The following is a 16,621-nucleotide window of genomic DNA, read 5'->3' as shown; positions in this document are numbered from 1 at the left end:
GGGGCGCGCGGCGAGAGCTACCACCATCATCCAAGGGGCGGACGAAACGCTGGCCCCGTCAACCGCAATCGGGGGGATTGAGGGACGCCAAAGCCTTGATTTCACAGGCCGCTCCCCGTGCTATGACGTCTCCCGCACTCATGACTCACACCGAATCCGCCGCATCGACGCCTTCAGAGGCGCCCCGCGCCGTCCAGGCGACGCCGGCTGTCGGCGCGATCATTCTCGCCCGCCATGGCGAGCCGGCCCTGTCGCGCAAATGTCTGATCACCTCGGATGAATATCGTGACTGGTGGGGCCGCTACGAGGTCGGCGGCCTGCGCGCCGGCCAGACCCCGCCCCAGACCCTGCTGGCCGCCGCCGAGGGCGCGGGCGCCATCTACGCCTCGTCGCGTCTGCGCGCCCAGGAAACGGCCCGCGCCGTGGCCCGCGACCGCGAGGTCCTTGTCGACGCCCTGTTCATCGAAGCGCCCCTGCCGCCGCCGCACTTCCCGTCGTGGATCAAGCTGTCGCCGCGCTACTGGGGCGTGATCTCGCGCTTCTGGTGGCATGTCTTCAACCACCACGAGGGCCAGGAAACCCGCGCCGAGGCCGAGGTCCGCGCCGATCAGGCCGCCCGCATCCTGATCGCCCGCGCCGGCGAAGGTCAGGACGTTCTGGTCCTGGCCCACGGCTACTTCAACCATATGGTCGGCCAGCGCCTGAAGGCCCACGGCTGGCGTCTGGCCCACAACCAGGGCTTCAAATACTGGTCACAACGTCGCTACGAGAAGCGCTGACGCCTTTCGTCGTTGATGCGCCGCGCGGGCGTCTCTAGGTTGCCCGCATCATGACCGACGCCCCCGCTTCCCCCGCCGTTTCCGCCGATCTCAGCTTCGAGGACGCCCTGTCGCGTCTGGAGGGCATCGTCTCGCGACTGGAGTCGGGCCAGGCCCCGCTGGAAGAATCCATCGCCCTGTACGAAGAGGGCGCGCGCCTGAAGGCTCACTGCGAGGCCCGCCTGAAAGCCGCCCAGCTGCGCGTCGAGAAGATCGTCGTCGGCGCCGATGGTCAGGCCAGGGGCGTCGAACCCGCCGAGTTCGGCTGATGTCGGACACCGACCTCGCGCCGTTGATCGGCTTCGACGACTTCGTGAAGGTCGACGTTCGCGTCGGCCAGATCATCAAGGCCGAGCCCTTCCCCGAAGCGCGCAAGCCCGCCTACAGGCTGACCATCGACTTCGGCCCCGCCATCGGCGTCAAGAAGTCCTCGGCCCAGATCACCCATCACTACACCCTGGACGACCTGCAGGACCGCAAGGTCGCCGCGGTGGTCAACTTCCCGCCGCGCCAGATCGGGCCGGTGAAGTCCGAGGTCCTGACACTCGGCTTCCCCGATGCAAACGGCGAGGTCGTCCTGGTCGGCGTCGATCGCGACCTGCCGCTGGGCGGGAGACTGTTTTGACCATGCTCGCCGCCAATTCCCCGGAACAGGCCGTCATCGACCGGGTGGCCGAGATCGCCGATCTGGTCACCGTCGCGCTCGACGAGCTGCTGCCGCGCGCCGACGGCCCCGAGTCGCGCCTGACCGAAGCCATGCGCTATGCCGCGTTGGGCCCCGGCAAGCGCCTGCGCCCCTTCTTCGCCATCGAGGCGGGCCGGATGCTGGAGGTCGACGAGCGCGCCGTACTGCGCGCCGCCTGCGCTCTGGAATGCGTCCACGCCTATTCGCTGGTGCATGACGACCTGCCGGCGATGGACGACGACGACGTGCGCCGCGGACGTCCGACCCTGCACATCGCCTATGACGAGGCCACCGCCATCCTGGCCGGCGACGCGCTGCAGACCGCCGCCTTCGACATCATCCTGGACGAGGACACCCACGACGACGCGGCCGTGCGCTGCGAGCTGGCCCGGCGCCTGTCCTTCGCCTCCGGCGCGCGCGGCATGGCCGGCGGTCAGATGATCGACCTGCTGGGCGTCCGCGACGACCTCGGCGGCGTCGCCCGCATGCAGCGCCTGAAGACCGGCGCCCTGTTCGCCTACGCCTTCGAGATTCCGCTGATCATCTCTCGCGCCGACGACGCGGCCTGGCACGCCCTGACCAGCTTCGCCCACGACGTCGGCCTGGCCTATCAGATCATCGACGATGTTCTGGACGCCGAAGGTTCGGCCGAGGAGATGGGCAAGGCCGCCGGCGGCAAGGACGCCGCCCTCGGCAAGACCAATTTCGTCACCCTGCTGGGCGTCGAGGCGGCGCGACAGAGGGTCGCGCACCTGGCTGATCAGGCCCGGTCTCACCTCGATCCGTTCGGCCACGAAGGAGAAATCCTCAAGGCCAGCGTGGACTTTGTGCTCAAGCGCAGGTCCTGATAGGAAACGCGCCCGCCTCCCGCGGGTTACTGAATGACGTCCTGCGTCAAAGGCCCCCGATCTCCATGCCCGACACCCCCGTTCTCGACACTGTCACCGTTCCCGCCGACATGCGCGGGTTCGACATCGCGCGGCTGAAGCAGTTGGCCGACGACGTGCGGACCGAGACCATCGACGCCGTCTCCGTCACCGGCGGCCATCTGGGCTCGGCGCTGGGCGTGGTGGAGCTGACTGTGGCCCTGCACCATGTGTTCGAGACGCCCAAGGACATCCTGATCTGGGACGTCGGCCATCAGTGCTATCCGCACAAGATCCTGACCGGGCGCCGCGACCGCATCCGCACCCTGCGCCAGGGCGGCGGCCTGTCGGGCTTCACCAAGCGCGCCGAGAGCGAATACGATCCCTTCGGCGCGGCCCACGCCTCGACCTCGATCTCGGCCGCGCTGGGCTTCGCCGCCGCCCGCGACGCCAAGGGCGAGAAGAACCGCGTCGTGGCCGTCATCGGCGACGGCTCCATGTCGGCGGGCATGGCCTATGAGGCGATGAACAACGCCGCCGAGGCCACCAACGGCCAGTTGATGGTGGTGCTGAACGACAACGATATGTCGATCGCCCCGCCCGTCGGCGGCATGAGCGCCTATCTCGCCAAGCAGGTCTCGGGCGGCGCCTATCAGAACATCCGCAAGGTCGGAAAGAAGTTCGTCGACCATATGCCGCGCCCCTTCCGCGACGCGGCGCGCAAGGCCGAGGAATATGCTCGCGGCATGATCGTCGGCGGTACCTTCTTCGAGGAGCTGGGCTTCTACTACATCGGGCCGATCGACGGTCACGACATGGAGAACCTGGTCCCGATTCTGAAGAACGCCGCCGCCATCACCGACCGTCCGGTGCTGGTCCATGTCGTCACGCAAAAGGGCAAGGGCTACGCCCCGGCCGAGAACAGCGCCGACAAGTATCACGGCGTGGTCAAGTTCGACGTCGTCTCGGGCAAGCAGGCCAAGGCCGTCTCCAACGCCCCCAGCTACACCAAGGTCTTCGGCACCGAGCTGATCAAGCACGCTCACAACGACCCCAGCATCGTGGCTATCACAGCCGCCATGCCGACGGGCACCGGGCTGGACCTGTTCGGTCAGGCCTTCCCCGATCGCACCTTCGACGTCGGCATCGCCGAGCAGCACGCCGTCACCTTCGCCGCCGGTCTGGCCGCGGACGGGATGAAGCCAGTCTGCGCCATCTATTCGACCTTCCTTCAGCGCGGCTATGACCAGGTCGTCCACGACGTGGCCATCCAGTCCTTGCCGGTGCGCTTCGCCATGGACCGCGCCGGTCTGGTCGGCGCCGACGGCGCGACCCACGCAGGCAGCTTCGACATCGGCTTCATGGGGGCGCTGCCCGGCATGGTGCTGATGGCCGCCGCCGACGAGGCGGAGCTGGCCGCCATGATCTCCACCTCCCTGGCCATCGACGATCGCCCCAGCGCCTTCCGCTATCCGCGCGGCGACGGCGTCGGCGTGGAAATTCCCGAACTGGCCGCCCCGCTGGAGATCGGCAAGGGCCGTATCGTCCGCGAAGGCACGTCCGTCGCCATCCTGTCGCTGGGCACCCGCCTGCAGGAATCGCTGAAAGCCGCCGACCTGCTGGCCGCGCGCGGCGTCTCGGCCACGGTCGCCGACGCCCGCTTCGCCAAGCCGCTGGACGCCGACCTGATCCTGCGCCTGGCGCGCGAGCATGAATGCCTGATCACGGTGGAAGAGGGCGCCATGGGCGGCTTCGGCGCCTTCGTCCTGCAACTGCTGGCCGAGAAGGGCGCGCTGGACGGAGGGCTGAAGATCCGCACGCTGACCCTGCCCGACGTTTTCCAGGACCAGGACAAGCCCGAGGTCATGTACGCCCAGGCCGGCCTCGACGCCGACCACATCGCGGCGACGGCGCTGACCGCCCTCGGCGTCGACGCCAGCCGCGCCGTCCGGGCCTAACGCTTTAAAAATCCTTCTCCCCTTGCGGGAGAAGGTGGCCCGTCAGGGCCGGATGAGGGGGCCGCTCCCCTCCTAAAACCCGCTCATCCCGACAAAGGCCGGGATGAGCGAGGTTTGGGGCCGGCCTTCACAACCCGCCCCGCCAATCCCTGAAAATCAGCGGGATCGCCGGTGGCCATCGCTCCATCGCCCCACCCGCAACCTGCCCCATCCTTCCCCCGTCCCGTCGCAAGGGAGGGCTCGCTCGGCCGGCGAACCGAAGCGGCGGCGGGAGCGGAGAGAGCGGGGGTCTTGTCGGACTGTTCGCCCTCCATCGCGCGCGCCGGGCAAGGGAGCACCCAGCGGAAGGCGGCGACGGATCGGGCGGAGGGTTCAGGAGTGAAGGGGGCAGCGCGCGAACGCGGGCTAATCTCGGGGTCTCAAGTAGCCCGAAGGCGGTAGACCCCACTTCAGTCAAGACATCGATGGGGCCTAGCGACGGGGCGTTCGACCTGTCCGCAAGAGAGGTCCCGGTCAGGGTCGCGGGGGTTACGCGGACCGTTCCAGGACAGCACGCCGGTGCGGCCTGCCCGTCATCGGCGCCGGGGGTAGCCGATAAGACCGGCGCCTGCCCCGAGCTTATGAACAACTCTTCGCGCGGGGCGCTGCGTCTTCGTCGAAACGGCAAACTCCATCCTCTCCGGGCGAAGGCCCGGCGTCCCGCCCAGCCCTCTCACCGCCCGCGATTTCGCGGGGCGGGCGCCGCTGTTCTCCCTCTCCTTCGTGGGGAGGGGGGCGCGTCAGCGACCGGCTGGGGCGGGCATGGCGACACGAGCGATGAGCCAAGTTGTCGAAGCGCTCCCACCCGTCTGCCGCTTCGCGTCAGCCACCCTCCCCATGAAGGCGCGGGAGAGAGCAACGCCTTTCCTTCGCCGCGACCCGTCGTCGCGCACGCAACTTTGACTGTTTCCAATCGGTTTCATCCCGGTAAAATGGAGATGAAAGCCTTGCCGTGGCGGCCTCGCGCCCCCAGATTAAGGCTTCCAGCCCCAAGGAAACCCTTCACCGACGCAGGAGCGCCGATGCCGCATGCCGACAGCCTGATTATCACCCTGGTCGGAGGCTTTGTCCTCGCCTTCGTGTTCGGCATGTTGGCCAATCGGCTGAAGCTGTCGCCTCTGGTCGGTTATCTGGTGGCGGGTGTCGTCGTCGGCCCCTACACGGGCGGCTTCGTCGCCGACACGGAACTGGCGCCCCAGTTGGCCGAGATCGGCGTCATCCTGCTGATGTTCGGGGTCGGGCTGCACTTCTCGGCGGCGGACCTGATGAAGGTGCGCAAGGTCGCCATCCCCGGCGCTCTGGTTCAGATCGGCGCCGCCACCGTGCTCGGCTGGATCCTGGGCCGTTTCCTGCTGGGGCTCGGCGACGTCGAGGCCCTGCTGCTGGGCTTCTCACTGTCGGTCGCCTCGACCGTGGTGCTGCTGCGGGCTCTGGAAGAGCGCAAGCAGCTCAAGAGCAACGCCGGCCGCATCGCCATGGGCTGGCTGATCGTCGAGGATCTGGTGATCGTCGTGGCCCTGGTCATGATGCCCCTGTTGATCATCGCGCCGGGCGAGACGTTGAGCGGCGTCGAGCTGGCCAAGTCCATCGGCTGGACCCTGGTCAAGGTCGCCGGCTTCGTCAGCGTCATGCTGGTGATCGGGGCCAAGGTCCTGCCCTGGGTGCTGGTGCGTATCGCCCACACCAAGTCGCGCGAACTCTTCACCCTGGGCGTGCTGGCCATCGCCCTGGGCATCGCCTGGGTCGCCTACTACCTGTTCCACTCCTTCGCCCTGGGCGCCTTCCTGGCCGGGCTGGTGCTGAACAGCTCGCCGCTGGGGCACAATGCGGCCGAGCGGTCGCTGCCCCTGCGCGACGCCTTCGCCGTTCTGTTCTTCGTCTCGGTCGGCATGCTGTTCGATCCAACCATCCTGGTTCGCGAGCCCCTGGCCGTCCTGGGCGTGCTGGGCATCGTCATCGTCGGCAAGTCGCTGGCGGCCCTGGCCATCACCACGGCCTTCAAGCTGGATCGGGCGACCAGCCTGACCGTCGCCGCCGCCCTGGCCCAGATCGGCGAGTTCTCCTTCATCCTGGCCGCGATCTCGGTGTCTCTGGGCGCCATGAGCCGCGAGACCCACGACCTGATCCTGGCGGCGGCCCTGCTGTCGATCTCGCTCAATCCCTTCGTCTTCGCCCTGATCGACCGGATGGGCGGGCGGGTGGTCACGCCGCCGAAGAAGGAAGAGCCCAAGGCCGCCCTGGCCGACGTCATGTAGCGAAAAAGAGGCCCGAAGATCGCTCTTCGGGCCTCTTCCGCATCCGCGTCCTGACAGGGGGGCTTACAGGACGCCGATCATGCTCGCGACCAGAGGATGGCGCACGATATCGCGTTCAGCCAGACGGACCACGGCGATCTCGGGCACGGCCTCCAGCCGCTCGGCGATGTCCGACAGGCCCGACACGCCGGGCAGCAGGTCCGACTGCTGCGGGTCGCCTGTCACCACCATGGTCGAGTGCCAGCCCAGCCGGGTCAGCAGCATCTTCAACTGGACATAGGTGCAGTTCTGCGCCTCATCCACGACGATGAAGGCGTTGTTCAGCGTGCGGCCGCGCATGTAGCCGATGGGGGCGATCTCGATCAGCCCCTCGGCCATCAGGGCCTTGACCCGCTTCATGCTGAGCCGGTCCGACAGGGCATCGTACAGGGGGCGCAGATAGGGGGCCAGCTTGTCCTCCATGTCGCCGGGCAGGAAACCGATGGACTCCCCGGCCTCCACGGCGGGTCGGCTCAGGACGATGCGGCCGACCTTTCCAGCCTCCAGCGCCTCGACCGCCTTGGCCACGGCCAGATAGGTCTTGCCGGTGCCGGCCGGGCCCAGGGCCAGAACCAGATTGGCGTGGTCCACGGCGGCCATCAGTTCGGCCTGACCGTCCGACTTGGGCTTCAGCGTCTTGAGGTAGGCCTGGTCGCGTTCGTCGTTGGAGGAGTAGGGCGACCAGCCGTTGCGGGGCGGCAATCGCCGCACCTTGGCGTCCTGCAGGAACTCCCGCGAATCCAGCACGCCTTCGCGGACCTGATGCTTGATGGCCGAACGCTTCGTCATGAACGCCTCCAGGGCATGAAAAAAGGCGCGCCCGGCAGGGACACGCCTTGGTCGTCGGTGGGGGAGGAGAAGGCCGGAGCCATGCAGCGGCCGCCCGGATCGGCTGCAGGGTCGTCGCCGCAGCAGAGGCGTCGTCCCGGAACCGGTCGCGAACACGCCATGCGCATTCTCCAGTATCTGACCGGACCGGGCTTGATCCGGCTTCGGATCCGGGGCCGAAATGGCGACCTCGAATCGCATCAACAGAATGATGCTAACGTAGTTTATGAGGGCTTAAAGCCATCATTTTCTGAAACATAGGGCGTGTTCGGATGAGTGTTTATAGTCTAGGCGACAGCAAGCCGCAGCTTCCGCCGGGGGGCGAATACTGGATCGCGCCGAATGCAACGGTTCTAGGGAATGTGATTCTGCATCCCGGCGCCAGCATCTGGTTCAACACGGTTTTGCGAGGCGACAATGATCCCATCGTGATCGGCCGCGACAGCAATATTCAGGACGGCAGCATCCTGCATACGGACGTCGGTTCGCCCCTGACGATCGGCGAGGGCGTGACGGTGGGGCACAAGGCCATGCTGCATGGCTGCACCATCGGCGACAACAGCCTGGTCGGCATCGGGGCCGTGGTCCTGAACGGGGCGAAGATCGGGAAGAACTGCCTGATCGGCGCCAACGCCCTGATCACCGAGGGCAAGGTCATTCCCGACAACTCCCTGGTCATGGGCCAGCCGGGCAAGGTGGTGCGGGAACTGGAGGAGGGGCAGATCGAGGCCCTTAGGATCTCGGCCCAGCACTATGTGCAGAACTGGAAACGCTATCTGGCGGATCTGAAGCTGCTCGGCTGACCGGTGATGCGCCAGGATGGCACAGCGTGCAGCGACCTTTCCCGTCAGCCGTCCTGAAAATGTAAGTTTTCAGCGCTTTTTCAGGTCCCCGAACCGGCCCGTGACTTGCAGCGAGGCTTTCAGATCAATGCAGGAGTCCGGGCCCATGCGGGTGGGGATCAAGAAAATTCTGGCGGGCACGGCCGGCTTTGTCGGCGTGATGGCGCTCGCAGATGCGGCCGCCGCGGGCTGCAATACGGGCTGTCAGCCGCCGCCGACACCGCCGCCTCCGGTCACGCCGTGCTGCGTACTGCCTCCACCGCCGGTGACGCCGCCCGTCATCCCGCCGGTCACCCCAGTCACACCGCGTGACGGCATTCATGGCTGGGGCGGCGGCGGAAACGTCAACGTCAACGTGAACGTCAACGTGGCCGGCGCTCGCGCCTTTGGCGGCTCGCGAGCCGGCGGGACCGTCATCGTCGGCGGGGGCGGCGGCGCCTATTTCAACGTCGATCAGCCCTATCCCACGACGATCCAGGGCCTGTCGGTCGAGGGCAAGAGCATGGAGATGGTCCGCGTCCCCTATACGGCCTCGCGCCGGATGGAGAAGCGGGTGGTCATCCAGGCCGTCTGCATCGACGACCGCGCCGTGCCGCACCCGGCCTCGCAAGTCCGTCCCGGCAAGGACGTGGCGACGGACTATGAGGGCGAGCTGTATCGCTGCATCGCCGGCACCAAGCTGCAGTGGACTATCGCCGACGAAGCTGGCGGTCCGGGCGAAACCATCAACTGCAACAAGCGTGAGGCCCTATGGTACGGCCGCGGCGGTCAGCTGGAATGCCGGCCCGAGAAGCAGGAGCGCGACTGCAACGAGCGTTCGCTGCTGCGCCGCTATGGCGCGGGCGTGAAGGTGCTGACCATGATCCGCGAGGAATCCTATACCGAATACCGTGAGGAGATGGTCGAGAGCGCCGGGGCCGTGGCTTCGGGCGCGGTCATCATGCTGGACGGCGGCGTCGGCGGACGCGTCTTCTGAATAGGGCGTTCAGCCTGGCGTCAGGCGGGCTGAACTAGATTGCGGTGATCGACTCTCCGTCGATTAGGCCAAAAGACTTGGGGCCCCGATCTGCTGGATCGGGGCCCCTTTTTCGTCTGCCGTGATGTTCGGCTACTGGGCCGGCGCCTTGTCCGAGACGACCTCGGCCTTCCACGCCGTGTCGGGCTTCAGGTACTGGCGAGCAGCGGCCTGAATGTCGGCGGGAGTGAAGGATTCCAGGTCGCTGATATGCGTCTGGATCTGTTCAACGCTCGCTGGCTTGGCTGCGACATCCGCCAACTGGCCCAACCAGTATTCATTGCCGGCCTGGCTGCGACGCAGGGACTCGATCGTCGGCAGGCGGGCGCGGTTCAGTTCGTCCTCGGTGACGGGCGCATCACGCAAGGAGGCGATGATGGCGTCCACGGCGGCGTAGAAGGCCGGGATCTTGTCGGCCGCCGTTTCGGCCATGACCGAGATGGAGCCGTAGCCCTTGAATACGTCGGACGCCGAGGACGAGACGCGCGGTGAATAGGCCAGGGCCTGCTTCTCGCGGATTTCTTCCAGCACCCGCAGCTTGAAGACCTCGCCGAGGATGGCGACCTTGCGGGCTTCGGTACGGTCATCCACCGCGTCAGTGGTGGGCCAGGCGACATAGGCCAGGGCCTGTTCGGCCGGACCCGTGTGGGTCAGGCGCACCGGCTGGGCCGTTGGCGCCGGGAAGCGACGCTGGTCTGAACCGGGGAGGGGCTGAGCGGCGGGCGCGCGTTGCGGCAGGGCGGCGAAGGTGGAGGCGACGGCGGCGATGGCGTCATCGACCGACACGTCGCCGACCATGACGATGTCGATGGGCCCGGACGCCATGCCTTGCGTTACGCCCTGCTTCAACTCGTCGAGCGTGAAGGCGGCGATGTCCGAAGCCGCCGGCACCGTTTCGCGCTTGTCGCCGCTGGCCAGCAGGCCGGCCGCCTGTATGCCGAAGGCGCCGCCGGGGGTGGCAAGCTGCTGGGCCAGGATCTGGGGGAAGAAGGCCTTGATCTGCTCGAACGGCGCCGCGCGCAGGCCCGGATCGGTCAGATAGGCGGCCAGCACCTGCATCTGCAGTTGCAGATCGGCAGGGCGGGTGGCGCCCGACAGCTGATAGGCGTCGCCGTCGATGGCGAACCCTGCGCTGTAGATCTTGCCGGTCAGGACGCGGCTCAGTTCATCGGCCGTCAGCTTGCCGAGGCCGCCCTGGGTGAAGACCATCGGGGCCAGCATCTGCGAGGTGAAGCGATCGGTCGGCAGGCCTTCTTCACCGATGCCCGTGCGCACCGAGATCAGGATCTGCTCGTCCTTGAAGTCGGTTGGCTTGACCATCAGGCGCACGCCGTTGGGGAAGGCGACAACCGTAGCGCCGACGGCGGCGATTTCGGTGCGACTGCTCGGCGCGGCGGCGGCGCCGAAGTTCGCGTAGGGCCACTGCAACTCGGCCTGTTCGGCGCGGGCCGTGACCGGAACGGTGCGGCTGGCTTCCAGAGCGGCGGTGACGCCGGCCTCGCCGCCTTCGATCGCCTCAGGCGTGATGACGAGGGCCAGCGGACCGTAGCCCTCGAACACCGTCTTGACCGCGGTGTTCACCTGCTCGGCCTTCAGGTCCTTCACGCCCGCTTCGAACAGGACGAGGTTTTCGGCAGGCGAGGAGAAGACCTTGTCGTCGTTCGCAGCGCCCAGCAGGGCGTTGGCCAAGGCGGGAGTGCTGCGGGTGGCGGCGGCCTGGACGGCGTTTTCCAGCGCCGTGCGGGTGTTGGCGATCTCGCGGTCCAGCTCGGTCTGGGTCACGCCGAATTGGACCAGGCGGCGCTGTTCCTGCTCGATGGTTTCCAGCGCGCGCTTCAGTCCTCCAGGGTTGAAGTTGGCCGAGACGCTGCCGAGGTCGACGGTGTCGAACAGGCTGCCCTGGCTGGCGCTGGCGGTGATGAAGGGCGGATTGTCGGCACGGGCGATCTCGCCCAGACGGCGGTTCAGGACGGCCAGGCCCAGGTTCTGGACCAGGGCTTCGCGACGCTCGGCGATGGTGTCCGGGTCCAGATCGGGATTGCGAATCCAGTTCAGCTGGATCGAGGACTGGATGCCGGGCTCGACCAGGATGCGGGTCTCGGCCGAACGCGGGGCGACGGTTCCCAGATCGGGATTCGGGCCGTCGGCAGCCTTGGGGGCCCAGTCCGAGAAGGTGGCCTTGATCTTGGCTTCCATCTGGTCGACGTCGAAGTCGCCGACCGCGATCATGGTGGCGCGTTCCGGCCGGTAATAGGCGTTGTAGAACTCGACGAAGCGTTCACGCGGGGCCGAGCGGATGATGCTGAGGTCGCCGATCGGCAGGCGGTTCGACAGGCGCTGGCCGGAAGCCAGCAAGGCGAGCTGGGCCTTGATCGAGCGGAGGGCCGGAGTGTTGCGCAGACGTTCCTCGCCCTCGATGACTCCACGCTCGGCGTCGATGTCTTCGGCCTTCATCAGGGCCTCGGAGACCTGCTCGCGCATGATCCGCAGCGAGGTGTCGACGGTCTCGTCGTTGGTGCGCGGCAGCTCCAGCGTATAGGCGGTCTGGTCGAAGCTGGTGAAGGCGTTGGTGTCGGCGCCGAAGGCCAGGCCAAGGCGCTCCAGAATACGCAGCAGCTCGTTTTCGGGCACGTTGGTCGTGCCGTTGAAGGCCATGTGCTCCATGAAGTGGGCCAGACCCAGCTGGTCGTCGTTCTCCATCAGCGAGCCGGCCGCGATCCGCAGCCGCAATGAGGCCTGCCCGGGCGGCGTGGCGTTCTTCATGATAGCGTAGCGCATCCCGTTCGGCAGGACGCCGAAACGGACATTGGCGTCGGCGGGAATGTCGCTGGCGGCCTGGGCCCAGGTGCTGGAAGGTTGAGCGTCCTGCGCCACGGCGGGCAGGGCGGCTCCGCCCAGTAGGGCGAGGCTGGAGGCGGCGAGAAGCAGCAGGCGGCGAGGGGATCGCATTCAGTAGTCTCCGGCGCGTGCGATCAGGCGGCCCCCGGGACTGACTGCGGCCCTGCACGTTGTTCGCGTGCAGAAGAGGTCCGCACGTTTGTCAGGGTGACAAACGTGCTTGACTATCTCAAGTTACCTAATGGTAATCTCAGCGGCCGCCGTTGCCCGAGACGTAGAAGGTCGCCGCATTGCCCACGGCGTTGGAGCCGCTGATCACCGTGCGATTGCTGGTGGTGATCGCAGTGTTGGCGCTGGCGCTGATGTTCCCGCTGTTGGTTTGGACGTTGTTGGCGGCGCCCCGGCATTGAACGCAGTTGATGACATTGCCGATGGCGTCGGCGCCGACATAGACATCATAGCCCTTGGCTCCCTGGAAGGTCGCGGTGCTGTCAACCTGGCCGGTGTTGCGCTGGGCGTTGTCGATGCCGACGGCGAAGTCGTCGCCCACCAGCGAGACCTCGTTGGCGGCGGCCCGGGAAGAGACATAGGCCTTGCCATAGTCGTAGGCGAAGACACGGGCCGCGCCGCGGATGCGGGCGCTGTTTTCCTGATCGACAGCCGCGGACACCCCGCCGCCTTCGTTTCCGAGCCCGACCAGGTTGCCGGTGGCGGTGGCGCGCCCGGCCAGATCCCAGGCGTTGCCGGCGTTGGGGTTCACGGCGGCCTCGACCATCGCGCCGTTGGAGCGCTGGCGGACCGTCATGTTCTGATTTGACACGCCGTTGGTGGCGACCTGCACTGCATTGGCCGTGGCCTCGCCGGTGAAGAGGGCGGCCGCTGGGATGTACTGGGTGGTCGCCATGTTGTGCGCGCGGACTTCGCCCGACGCCGTTTGATCGATCACGCCGGTGGTGGAGGCATTGGTCCCGCTCAGGCCGACATTGTTGCCGACGGCCCCGACAGCGACATAGGCCCCGCCCACCAGCCGGGCGTCGGCGTTGGTGATGTTGCTGCGGGCAAAGGTGTCGCCGCTGACCTCCTGGGTGGCGGTCACGGAGGTGCTGGCGTCGTTCGTCGTGGCCGTAAGATTGTTGCCGCGCGCCTGAATGATGCCGATCACGGGACCATTGGTGGTTCCGCGCAGGGTCATGGCCGTCGTGGCGGTGGTGTCGCCGCGCGCGATCTGGTTCGAGCGGACGTTCATCGCCTCGCCTTCGGTCCCGCCGACCGCCGAGTTGCCGAGGGCGGCGTTGGAGGTGAAGACATAGCCGGTGGCGCTGACGTCGACGACGTTCAGCGTCTGGCCGGCCACGACGTCGCCCAGTTGCAACTGATTGTTCAGGACGATCGGGCCGTCCTGGGCGACAGCCGCATTAGCGGCTGCCGCGCACAGCGCTGTCACGGCGATCGTGCCAGCGAGCCGGATCTGCGCGAGTTTGGCCATTGTTCGTGTCCGTATTGGCATAGGCGGGATAATAGCCGCCGGTCGGGCCGACAGGGCTGTCGGCCAGGGGGTCATTGGCAGGGTTCAGGCAAACTTCCGGGCCGGGGGCGCCGTACAGGTTGGCCATGAATTCGACGGTGGCGCGTTCCACCAGGGCGCGCACGGCCAGTTGGACCGGCTCCATGCCGCTGGTTCCGGCTGAGATGTCGAAGACGTTGCCGTTCAGGAAGTCGAACACGCCCGCGGAGATTTCACGCCCGACGATCTGCTTCTGATAGGAGACGACGTCGACGACCTCGAGCGTGGTGGTCTGGACCAGGCGCAGGTCGATCGCGACATTCATCACGAAGACCTTGCCGGTCAGCATACCCGAGCCGCCGTTCTGCTGGACTTCGCCGCCGGCGATGTCGAAGCCGCCCGAGCGGATGTTGTAGTTCACCTCGGTGATGCCGCCGACGACGTAGAAGTCCGAGCCCGGCACCTGACCGGCCAGGATGCGGCGGTAGGCGGCGTCCTGGGGCGCGCCGTTGGGCTGGTCGTCGCCGATCAGCTTGTTGTTGGCGTAGCGCAACTCCAACTCGGACACCGAGGTGTCGTAGCGTTCGACGATCCGCGCGCCGGCCTTGGCCAGGGCCGTGTTGGCCATCAGCGAGGCGCCTTGGGTGATCTGGCGGCCGCCGTCAGCCGAGACCGTGCCCGTGTAGTCGCTGATTCGGCCCACGGCCATGCGCGGCGAGGGCAGGTTGTAGCGACGCGCATAGTCGGCCAGGCAATAGAGCGCGGTCGAATAGGGCGTCGGGTTCGACGTCACCGGGGCGTTGCCGATCGGCTTGGCGTACTGGCCCGAAGGACCGGCGCTGGTGCTGGCGCAACCGGCCAGCAGGGCGGCGACTGCGGCGATGGCGACGCCCGTGCGGATGCGGATGGAGGGGTTCATGCTCATGGGAAGACCAGCGATCCGTTCAGCGCCGAGCCGGCCTTGATGTCGCCGGTGTTGGTCTGGTTGGAGTTGACGATCACGGTGTTGCGGTTGCCCTGCACCACCACGTTGAGATTGTTGCCGATGGCCGTGGCGCCGCTGATGGCGGTCCCGCCGTTGCCGCCCGCGCCGGCATAGCCGGATGAAGCGCCGCCGCTGCTGTTCGAATAGCTGCTGGCCCCGGCCTGGATGATGCCGTTGACGATGAGGCGGTTGCCGTTCTCGTCGCGGGTTGATCCCGTGGCGTTCTGGGCGGTGGTGTAGCGCGAGCCGCCGTAGCCGGCCTGGAACTGGGCGGCACCGGCCGAACCCGACGATTGGGCCGCAGCCGCGCCCGCACCGACGATCAGGCTGATCGTCAGGCTTGCTACCGGCAGTGTCAGTCTTTGGGACGGCATTAGTGGCTCCGCAGTGTCTCTGAAGGTCACTCAGCAACGGTCGTGCCAGATCGAAATGCCGGTTTTCGGGACGGGTTGAGGTTAACGTCTCGATTGTCCATCTAAGGGGTCATGCAGCATCCAGTGAATGAACCGACCGGCGCGCCGCGCGAGAAGATCCTGAACGCGCCCTTCCTGCCGGTTCTGATTGCGGCCTCTATGCCGGTGCTGTTCTTCTTTCAGGAACGGCTGCCGGATCAGGGGCTTTCGATGGCGTTCAGGGCCGGTGATCTGGCGCACGGCCAGTGGGGCGGTCTGTTCACCTCCATGCTGCTGCATGGCGGCTGGGCTCATGTGACGATGAACGCGGTCGCCGCCCTGGCCTTTGGCGCGCCGGTGGCGCGGCTGCTGTCGCGTGGCTTCGCGCCCCTGGCCTTCATCGCTCTCTATATCGTCAGCGGCGTGGTCGCCGCCCTGGGCTACGCCCTGTGCCATCCCGGGAGCATGGCTCCCCTGGTCGGCGCCTCGGGGGCCGTGTTCGGCCTGATCGGGGCGGCGACCCGGCTTCTGGGCGGTCATGGGCGAGTGTTGCCTCTGTTCCATCCTGCCGTGCTGAAGGCGTCGGCGGTCTGGATGCTGGTCAATCTGCTGATCGGCCTGGTGGGTTTCGCGCCGGGCGCCGAGGGCGCACGCATAGCCTGGGAGGCCCACGCTTTCGGCTTCCTGTTCGGCATTCTGGCGATCGGGCCCTTGGGCCGTTGGTTTGGGTCGGGATCGGATTTGCGTCGCGCGCGCGTCTGAGCGATCCTCACCGGCGTAGCGGCCGGTCCGCGGTCGTCTCCCATTTTGAAACGGGAAGGAGCCGCCATGCTGGTCGCTGAAATTCTCAAGGGCAAGGGAGAGGCGGTCTTCACCCTGTCGCCCGACTCCTCACTGAGCGAAGCCTGTGCCGAACTGGACCGCAAGCGGGTCGGCGCCCTGATCGTCTGCCGGGGCGACGACGTGGTCGGGGTTCTGTCCGAGCGGGACATCGTCCAGGCGATTTCTCGCGATGGGGCAGGGGCGCTGTCGCGACCGGCGTCCGATTACATGACGGCGGATGTGATCTTCGCCGAACCCCAAGAGACTGTGGCGGTGTTGATGGGGCGCATGACCGATCGCCGGGTGCGCCATCTGCCGGTGCTAAGCGACCGCCGGCTGGCCGGGGTCGTCTCGATCGGAGACGTCGTCAAATGTCAAATCGCCGAGGCCACTCGGGAAGCCGAGAGCCTGCGCACCTATATAGCGGCCGGATAGCCTGCTCGGCCGAGACGCTGAACGATTCGTGTTCGTTGAGATAGTTCGTGAAAGTGTCATTCATGGCTTGTGGAGTCGGGGTTGGGTCCGTATATCCGCCGCTCGCTCGGAAACGGGCGGGCCGCGGGGTTCGGAAACGGGCCGGGCGGGGTCTGCAGACTGAGGGCTTCGGTTTTCAGCTTTGCAGAAAAGGTTGAAAAGCCTTGTTGACTTGGAGATCGGCTTTCCTTAGATAGCCGCCTCCGCCGGGGCCTTCGGGTTTCGGGAGTGTTCGAAAAGTTCTTTAAAAAGAACTGCTTG

Annotated in this window: 14 protein-coding genes and 1 pseudogene; 10 read left to right on the top strand and 5 right to left on the bottom strand. The window is 67.0% G+C overall.

The features are described from left to right. Nucleotides 1-140: 140 nt before the first annotated feature. From ACIQTU_RS11890 to ACIQTU_RS11865, 6 genes are all read left to right on the top strand, one after another. Nucleotides 141-779 (top strand): histidine phosphatase family protein, encoded by a 639-nt coding sequence (locus ACIQTU_RS11890; protein WP_400547171.1) that lies wholly within the window; start codon nucleotides 141-143, stop codon nucleotides 777-779. Between the two features lie 50 nt (nucleotides 780-829). Further along, complete coding sequence (locus tag ACIQTU_RS11885; RefSeq protein ID WP_400547168.1) at nucleotides 830-1,087, top strand: exodeoxyribonuclease VII small subunit; 258 nt, start codon at nucleotides 830-832, stop codon at nucleotides 1,085-1,087. Continuing rightward, a complete protein-coding gene (locus ACIQTU_RS11880; RefSeq protein ID WP_400547165.1) occupies nucleotides 1,087-1,443 on the top strand; it encodes a tRNA-binding protein in 357 nt (118 codons plus the stop codon). The genes ACIQTU_RS11885 and ACIQTU_RS11880 overlap by 1 nt, the downstream gene beginning before the upstream one ends. A 2-nt stretch (nucleotides 1,444-1,445) precedes the next feature. Next, the gene (locus ACIQTU_RS11875) at nucleotides 1,446-2,351 is read left to right on the top strand and encodes a polyprenyl synthetase family protein (RefSeq protein WP_400548955.1); all 906 of its coding nucleotides are present in this window, start codon (nucleotides 1,446-1,448) and stop codon (nucleotides 2,349-2,351) included. A gap of 65 nt (nucleotides 2,352-2,416) precedes the next feature. After that, on the top strand, nucleotides 2,417-4,327 hold the full coding sequence (gene dxs / locus ACIQTU_RS11870; protein WP_400547162.1) for a 1-deoxy-D-xylulose-5-phosphate synthase: 1,911 nt from the start codon (nucleotides 2,417-2,419) through the stop codon (nucleotides 4,325-4,327). Between the two features lie 1,061 nt (nucleotides 4,328-5,388). Further along, a complete protein-coding gene (locus ACIQTU_RS11865; protein WP_400547159.1) occupies nucleotides 5,389-6,621 on the top strand; it encodes a cation:proton antiporter in 1,233 nt (410 codons plus the stop codon). 63 nt (nucleotides 6,622-6,684) lie between these two features. Here the strand turns inward: ACIQTU_RS11865 and ACIQTU_RS11860 are convergent, their stop codons facing one another. Continuing rightward, complete coding sequence (locus tag ACIQTU_RS11860; RefSeq protein ID WP_400548953.1) at nucleotides 6,685-7,461, bottom strand: PhoH family protein; 777 nt, start codon at nucleotides 7,459-7,461, stop codon at nucleotides 6,685-6,687. A 299-nt stretch (nucleotides 7,462-7,760) separates the two neighbouring features. Between ACIQTU_RS11860 and ACIQTU_RS11855 the strand changes: the two are divergent. Continuing rightward, nucleotides 7,761-8,156 (top strand): annotated as a pseudogene (locus ACIQTU_RS11855) (gamma carbonic anhydrase family protein); the annotation flags it as partial. A 280-nt stretch (nucleotides 8,157-8,436) separates the two neighbouring features. Beyond that, nucleotides 8,437-9,306 carry a hypothetical protein gene (locus tag ACIQTU_RS11850; RefSeq protein ID WP_400547156.1) on the top strand — a complete coding sequence of 290 codons (870 nt, stop codon included), beginning with the start codon at nucleotides 8,437-8,439 and terminating at the stop codon, nucleotides 9,304-9,306. A 132-nt stretch (nucleotides 9,307-9,438) separates the two neighbouring features. Here ACIQTU_RS11850 and ACIQTU_RS11845 read toward each other — a convergent pair whose 3' ends face one another. From ACIQTU_RS11845 to hfaA, 4 genes are all read right to left on the bottom strand, one after another. Beyond that, complete coding sequence (locus tag ACIQTU_RS11845) at nucleotides 9,439-12,294, bottom strand: M16 family metallopeptidase (RefSeq protein WP_400547153.1); 2,856 nt, start codon at nucleotides 12,292-12,294, stop codon at nucleotides 9,439-9,441. Between the two features lie 139 nt (nucleotides 12,295-12,433). After that, nucleotides 12,434-13,669 carry a holdfast anchor protein HfaD gene (gene hfaD / locus ACIQTU_RS11840; protein WP_400547150.1) on the bottom strand — a complete coding sequence of 412 codons (1,236 nt, stop codon included), beginning with the start codon at nucleotides 13,667-13,669 and terminating at the stop codon, nucleotides 12,434-12,436. Beyond that, entirely contained in the window at nucleotides 13,599-14,612 is a 1,014-nt protein-coding gene (gene hfaB / locus ACIQTU_RS11835) for a holdfast anchoring protein HfaB (RefSeq protein WP_400547147.1), read from the bottom strand. Before hfaB ends, hfaD begins: the two co-directional genes overlap by 71 nt. Then, nucleotides 14,609-15,046: a holdfast anchoring protein HfaA gene (gene hfaA, locus ACIQTU_RS11830; RefSeq protein ID WP_400547144.1), complete on the bottom strand. Its 438-nt coding sequence runs from the start codon at nucleotides 15,044-15,046 to the stop codon at nucleotides 14,609-14,611. Before hfaA ends, hfaB begins: the two co-directional genes overlap by 4 nt. A gap of 111 nt (nucleotides 15,047-15,157) precedes the next feature. Between hfaA and ACIQTU_RS11825 the strand changes: the two genes are divergently transcribed. Next, nucleotides 15,158-15,826 (top strand): rhomboid family intramembrane serine protease, encoded by a 669-nt coding sequence (locus tag ACIQTU_RS11825; protein ID WP_400547141.1) that lies wholly within the window; start codon nucleotides 15,158-15,160, stop codon nucleotides 15,824-15,826. A 66-nt stretch (nucleotides 15,827-15,892) separates the two neighbouring features. Further along, nucleotides 15,893-16,321 carry a CBS domain-containing protein gene (locus tag ACIQTU_RS11820; protein WP_400547139.1) on the top strand — a complete coding sequence of 143 codons (429 nt, stop codon included), beginning with the start codon at nucleotides 15,893-15,895 and terminating at the stop codon, nucleotides 16,319-16,321. Nucleotides 16,322-16,621: the final 300 nt, after the last annotated feature.

The organism is Brevundimonas sp. NPDC090276 (genome assembly GCF_044772165.1).
Lineage (GTDB): Bacteria > Pseudomonadota > Alphaproteobacteria > Caulobacterales > Caulobacteraceae > Brevundimonas.
Note: the sequence above shows the minus strand (reverse complement) of the source record. Positions and strands in the feature narration are given on the sequence as shown.